This window comes from Pseudovibrio sp. W74 (assembly GCF_001623085.1).
Taxonomy (GTDB): Bacteria; Pseudomonadota; Alphaproteobacteria; order Rhizobiales; family Stappiaceae; genus Pseudovibrio.
The window spans coordinates 5,115-10,900 of record NZ_LMCJ01000056.1; the positions used below are offsets into that span (position 1 = coordinate 5,115).

Below are 5,786 nucleotides of genomic sequence, written 5' to 3' on the forward strand. Positions count from 1 at the left end.
CCAGCTCAAACGGGCTGGGCTCTTTCGGTTTTTTCGGCTCAACAATCTTCTCGACCGTGATGTATTCTTTTTTGATGATCGTTCTGGGCGGTGCGTCCTTGCTGACTTCCCTTTCAACGACAATTGGAGGAGCCATGATGATACGTGGTGGCGGTGGTGCTGGCGGCGTCACCGGCTTTGGCTGCGGGGGGAGTTTGTAATCAAACACCCCTTCATCACTTGGCGGCAATCCACGAGCCACAACTGGCTCGGGCTCACACGCCCCGCCAAAGCTCAGTCCAACCGCAAGGAATAACTCACATACACTCATGTTAGTTACCCTTGAACTGGATGCACATGTAGGACTGACCAGATTTGAGAGTGATCAGTTTGCTCGTGTTTTCAACGATATAGGTTGATCCGGACACGCGGGTATTGACCAACTCATCAATCCCATCAACCACCACATAGGCGGTCGGCAGTTCAATATCCTTCCACTTGTCGCCGTAGAAAATGTAGGTGAAGTGATCATCGCGCAGCACCATTTCAGGCTTCAGCGAGTTGTCAGATCCCCAAAGCTTGTACTCTCCCCATCCGCGCAGTTTGGAAGGGTCGATGTTGGCTTTCTTCACATAGTCACCGGCCACCTTTTGGGCATCACCTGACTTAGGCGTATATGGCATGTTCATCAGCGGTGCTGGTGGCCCACCTGCAGCAACTTCGATAAAGGAGGACTGCGCAACACGGGGCTCCTCGATCTTGAAGAGGAGATCGGGAACATGTTTTGAATTCACAGTCTCAGCACGAAGATAGAAGCTGTAGACCCTGCCATCTTCCGCATAGACCTGCAGGGAGCTATCAACGCCAGCCGCCAGCGGCTTAACCACCAGTGTGTTGTCGGTGCGCACCTTCGTATCGAACAAGCTTGCATCGGCAACATCAGCGTTCTTGATCTTCACGTCTTCTGGAAGCTGGATGACAGAAAGCATGAACTCACGAAGGCGCACGCGGTAAACACAGGCACCGCAATCAACCTGAGTATGAACGCCGCTGTCCTTACCGGCCTTGTCCCATGCCTTCTGGATCTGGCCCAATGGAACGGTCGTACGGCTCATCGGTCCGAACTGACCACGGCGCTGAGCTGCAGCTTGTTTCAGCGCATCCTGTGGCACACTGGCCGTTACGCTTTGAGCTGCAACCTGCTGGCCTTGTGCAACGCGCTGGCTTGGTGTTTGAGGACCACGATTAAGTGCGGTCTGCGCAAGAGCGGTGTTTGAAACAAGCATCGTTACAAGAAAAAGAGAAATGCGAGAGGTCATGAGGTTGGCCTTTCCTGAACAGCCAATTTCAAAATGCGGATACCAAGGGGATTTTCGAAGCGCTCAACTGAAGTCACGTCTTGCGGGCGCGTGGTCATTTCCAGATAGGCCCGAAGCTTGCTTTGCTCTTGGGGCTGTCTGCCGATCTTGTCAGTCTGGATGAAGTCAACGGAGTACTGATGTACGCCGTCATAGGCATCGATCTGGTTGGCCGTCTCTACGGTAATGGAACGGTTGAGGCCGTCCTCAATAGCTTGGTCGATCCGGCCTTCATTCTCTTTCAGGAAGTCACGGTAAAACGCTGGATCTGAATAGGTCGCAACTTCCCTGAACCGTGCGCCTTGAGAGATGCCATCAATTGCGAGGATCTGCGCCACATAGCGGCGTGCCATCTTCTCAAGCATCAACTCAAAGCCATCAACTTCGACGGAGATCGGCTCCACACGGTAAATCCGGTCATCAGCTGGATCTACACGCAAGAGCGCCACTTCTGTTGTCTTCAAAGGGATCGCTACTGCCAGAACTTGCAATGCCGTAGCTAACCCCAGGCCAGTGACTACATTGAGGAATACTGAGACCTTGAACAATCTCACCATGCGACGATGGGCAGTTTTGTAAGCAAAGGGGTCTGCATCCAGAACGGCTTCATGTGCTCCAGGTCGTTCACCCTCAACACTCAGCTCGGGCGCATTGACCTCAACCAGTGCCGTGCCCTCAACTGGGGCCTCCGGCTCCGCTTTGTTTTTCTTGCCAAATTTAAGCTTGTGCAGCATCGACCCACTCGAAGGTTTGAGGTTGATATTCAAGCTCTACACAGGCGCAGGGAGAGGGCCGCATTTCGTCGGTATTTACCGGTTCATACGGCATCTCGGTGGTCTGACAACCAGCCAACAGCAAGACAATCGAAAGGAATGGAATGAATCTATTACGCATGGAAATTACTTCTCTGACTTGAGTGCATCGGTTGCTTGACTTTTGGGAGCGCTGCCTGAGCTGTATTGCTTGCTCATGCTGTGAGCGGCATCGCCCAAAGCATCGTTTGAGACGCCAATCGCGGCTTTACCTGCCTTGAAGGCCATGCCACCGCCTTTCATGTAGCTGCTGGCCATACCGCCAATACCGGACATCATGGCGCCTGATGTTGCTGCATTGAGAGAGGCTTGCGCAATGGTTCCCGCAAGGCTGACCGCTTCCTGAATGAGCGCCACGCCAGACCATGCAGTGAGGATTACAACGATGTAGTTCCCCCAAGCGGTGTCATCGCTCAAATCTGTACCAACTCCCTCACCGGTCGGTACGAGACTCTCAACGCCTTTAACGATGAGCGAGAACACCAATGTGACCGAAACAAGAGTGATAATGGCACCCAGCAGGGTTCGCACACCGTTCCCAATCTGCTCTCGCCCCCAAGGAAACGCGCTCAGAGTGATGATGTAGGGAGCAAACAGGCAAATCATCATGATGCGGAAAAGGCCAATGGCAACTTGTGTCACAAACACAATCATCATCAGAATAAAGGGCAGCATCAGAAGGCCGGTGAAAATCACATAGCCAACTTTGTCGAAGAACCCTGCTCCATCCATCATGGACTTTGCCATGTTGATTGGCTGCATGAAGGCCGTTTCAATACCTGAAACAAGCTCCACCACAATACTGCTGCCACCCCCGCCGCCCATAATGCTTGCAGGAATGCCAAACATGACGTTGTAGGTGACTTCGTAGACCTGGCCTGCAAGTCCATACTGCAGGGCCATCAACACACCAAAGCCAAAGAACAAGAACACGAACTGAGTGGCAATTCCCCCGACGTCTGCAGCGCCGGTAACGACCTTAAACCCTTGGAATACCGCCCATAAACATGCTAGGCTCACAAAAATTGCCAGCATAGGGTCAAAGGCTATATCCATGAAATTATTTACAAAGACGCCGCCGTTTTTGACGTACTCTTCAATGACCTGGCAGCTAACACAACCACTACTCATTGCACTCACCTTTCTTATTGGTACCGTGCAGGCACAAGCCGAAATCAACCTCGATGAACTGAAGAGTTCCATCGCCTTGGATGGGGCTGCCGTACCGCCTACGCGACATAACTGGGGAACAGATGCCTCGGACTTTCTTGATCCGACTTATGCTAAATGGGCCTGGAACAACCTGAAGAGCTTCGAAGATCTTTCTAATGAACTCGCGAAGTACGAAGCCGCGTACAAAGCGTGGGAGAAGTCTGCGGAAGCTGAGTACAAGCAGGGTGTGAAGTCTGTTGTAAAAGACGTACCGTTCCTCAAAAGAGGAAAGGTCGAAAAAGCATTTCGGGTTGAGACTGATAAAAAGGTTTTTCAGACGAGTGAGCATCAAGACGCTGTTGCCAAATACCGCGACCTGGAGCTGATGCACCTTGAATGGAGTTATTCGCTTGAGAAAAGTGCACCGTTTGATGCAGAGAACTGGCGGGCTTATGAGGTATTTTACTGCGACCGGCACACCAAACGCTTTAACTTCAGAATGGAAGACTGCCGCATTCCGAATTGGCGCAGTCCAGACGTTCCGGAGGCTTACAAAGCCATGTACGAGCGGCGCAAGAATGAAGGTTCGCTGAAGTACCTGCAAACCAACTGAAGATGACGATAAGCTCAGGGAGGTCATGAAGAACCTCCCTTCTTTTTCATGTCTTTCTTGGCGAGTTCACTCTCAAGCGGAACGCCCTGCAGGATAGATTTAGCAGAAGAAACCTTGAGGAGCTGGGCAAGCAGCTGATTGGTTTGTGCCTGACTTTGCAGGAGCGCAGTGTTGACCTCGATGAGCACCTGCAGGCGCTCGTTGACGGTCTGAGCTTTCGCCCCTTCCCCTTTTAACTCTTGTGCTGCGCTCAAGGTCTGAACCGCGTTTTCTTGCGCCATATCAGCCTGAGCCAGCCCCTTAAAAGACGCATCCGCAACCGTGTTCTCTCGTGCTTTTTGCACGCCAGCAATTGTGGATCTCTTTTGCTCCCAAGTCTGGGACTTCATGTCTTTGGGTTCGGCAACCAGACCGTTTTGATAGGCATCGGAACGAGAGCAAAGCGAGCCGATATCCATCTCATCAAAGCTCACATCCGGCATCAGGCTTTCAAAGTCTGGAACCAGGCAGGAGTTGTCTGACATGATCTGACTGGTGATGTTGGAAAAGTTGATGGACGGAATGGAGATCTTGGAGACCTCGCCAATGCTTTTGAGCGTGTCGTCCACGCCAGCACGCACATCCTTGACCACATCAAGCTGCTCTTTAAGCGTTTTAATCTGCTCTTTCAGAGCGCTAATCTGGTCCTTTGCTGCCTTTAATCCCTTCACATCAATGACAGGTTGAGCCGCTTGCGTACTTCCAGAGGCAATGCAGAGCGATAGCGTTAAAGCAGTAACCGCGATTAAACGTGAGACAGCCATTGATCCCCCCAGACTTCCTGAATTTTCCGAAGTTCAGCCATTGGGCCGGTACCAGAGCGGTAGAAGCGCAGCGCATCACCAAGACCGGATAGGTCAACATCAATGATGGTGCTTTCATTGTAACCGGTCGCCAGATCCCGCCTGACCAGAAGAACCTGACGTCCTCCCGTCAACGGTGATTCACCGCGAATAAATGCGATCTGATCATCACTCAGGTTAAATGGCTCCAGCGTACTATCACTGCCGCCGCAACCAGCCATAAAGAGAAGGTTCGGAGCGTTATTGATGATCTTGGCAGATCCTTCAAACTCCACAAGCGCATCAGGGTTCTGGAAGGCGAGCCCGACGACACCACCAAGCTTACGGTATTCCATGAACATCTGCCCAACGAGATCACGGAAGCCTTTGTTGCGCAGAAGGTTAGCGGCCTCATCAACGAAGATGGAAAAGCCCTTTTGGTTCACCTTGGCAGCTTCATAGATGGCGCTGGATACATGTGTCACCAGAGCTGGACCAAGCAACGGATCTTTGAGCGGCTCGGTCATATCAATGCCAACGAGATGGCTGGTTTCAAGGAAAGAGCGGATACTGTCATGAGGGGCATTGAAGATGTGGCTATAAGCCCCTTCTCCTTGCCGTTCATCATGAACCCATCTGGAGAAGGCCCGCTTGATATCCGTATCTGGTGGGAATGCCGTCTTGAAAATACTGTCAAACGTACGCTCACCTCGATCCATGACACTGGCAAAATCCAGCACATCATTGATCTGGTCATCCATCTCTTGCGCGTACTGTTCACCCAGCATGATCCGGATCATGGTAGCAGCCCGCTGGCGTGTGGCTTTGTCGGTTAAATCGCCATCAAGAGGATTGAGAGAAAGCTGATCAAAGGACTGGTATTTGCCTCCCATGACCTCCGTCATGAACCGCGCCCCTTCCAGACTGTCAAAGACGTAGTTGCGCACCCCTGCAAACTTGGCGATCCCGCCAAGCAGATGCATGATCAACGTGGACTTACCTGTACCAGTGGGTGCAAAGATCAGGTAGTGCCCCGCAGCCTGAGGCTTGT

General features: G+C 52.0%; 6 protein-coding genes and 2 pseudogenes. 1 reads left to right on the forward strand and 7 read right to left on the reverse strand.

What is annotated here, in order from left to right; genetic code table 11:
- From PsW74_RS28995 to PsW74_RS22970, 5 genes and pseudogenes are all read right to left on the reverse strand, one after another.
- Positions 1 to 310, reverse strand: a pseudogene (locus PsW74_RS28995) (hypothetical protein); the annotation flags it as partial.
- 1 nt (position 311) lies between these two features.
- Positions 312 to 1,298, reverse strand: coding sequence for a TrbG/VirB9 family P-type conjugative transfer protein (locus PsW74_RS22960; protein ID WP_063290521.1), 987 nt, complete (start codon positions 1,296 to 1,298; stop codon positions 312 to 314).
- The gene (locus PsW74_RS22965; protein WP_063290522.1) at positions 1,295 to 2,071 is read right to left on the reverse strand and encodes a VirB8/TrbF family protein; all 777 of its coding nucleotides are present in this window, start codon (positions 2,069 to 2,071) and stop codon (positions 1,295 to 1,297) included. The genes PsW74_RS22960 and PsW74_RS22965 overlap by 4 nt, the downstream gene beginning before the upstream one ends.
- Positions 2,055 to 2,231: a hypothetical protein gene (locus tag PsW74_RS29000; RefSeq protein WP_159096767.1), complete on the reverse strand. Its 177-nt coding sequence runs from the start codon at positions 2,229 to 2,231 to the stop codon at positions 2,055 to 2,057. Before PsW74_RS29000 ends, PsW74_RS22965 begins: the two co-directional genes overlap by 17 nt.
- A 5-nt stretch (positions 2,232 to 2,236) precedes the next feature.
- Positions 2,237 to 3,205 (reverse strand): hypothetical protein, encoded by a 969-nt coding sequence (locus PsW74_RS22970; RefSeq protein ID WP_063289740.1) that lies wholly within the window; start codon positions 3,203 to 3,205, stop codon positions 2,237 to 2,239.
- On the opposite strand from PsW74_RS22970, the gene PsW74_RS22975 reads away from it, so the two are divergent.
- Positions 3,204 to 3,914: a hypothetical protein gene (locus PsW74_RS22975; protein WP_063289741.1), complete on the forward strand. Its 711-nt coding sequence runs from the start codon at positions 3,204 to 3,206 to the stop codon at positions 3,912 to 3,914. The two genes, PsW74_RS22970 and PsW74_RS22975, sit on opposite strands and share 2 nt — an antisense overlap.
- A gap of 23 nt (positions 3,915 to 3,937) precedes the next feature.
- Here PsW74_RS22975 and PsW74_RS22980 read toward each other — a convergent pair whose 3' ends face one another.
- Complete coding sequence (locus PsW74_RS22980) at positions 3,938 to 4,717, reverse strand: hypothetical protein (RefSeq protein WP_063305876.1); 780 nt, start codon at positions 4,715 to 4,717, stop codon at positions 3,938 to 3,940.
- A pseudogene (locus PsW74_RS29005) lies at positions 4,699 to 5,786 on the reverse strand (type IV secretion system protein B4); the annotation flags it as partial. The gene PsW74_RS22980 and the pseudogene PsW74_RS29005, both read right to left, overlap by 19 nt.

Bases quoted from the DNA above. Each gene is read 5' to 3' on its own strand.
- PsW74_RS22960 (WP_063290521.1), bottom strand. From the start codon at position 1,298: ATGACCTCTCGCATTTCTCTTTTTCTTGTAACGATGCTTGTTTCAAAC.
- PsW74_RS22965 (WP_063290522.1), bottom strand. From the start codon at position 2,071: ATGCTGCACAAGCTTAAATTTGGCAAGAAAAACAAAGCGGAGCCGGAG.
- PsW74_RS29000 (WP_159096767.1), bottom strand. From the start codon at position 2,231: ATGCGTAATAGATTCATTCCATTCCTTTCGATTGTCTTGCTGTTGGCT.
- PsW74_RS22975 (WP_063289741.1), top strand. From the start codon at position 3,204: ATGAAATTATTTACAAAGACGCCGCCGTTTTTGACGTACTCTTCAATG.
- PsW74_RS22970 (WP_063289740.1), bottom strand. From the start codon at position 3,205: ATGGATATAGCCTTTGACCCTATGCTGGCAATTTTTGTGAGCCTAGCA.
- PsW74_RS22980 (WP_063305876.1), bottom strand. From the start codon at position 4,717: ATGGCTGTCTCACGTTTAATCGCGGTTACTGCTTTAACGCTATCGCTC.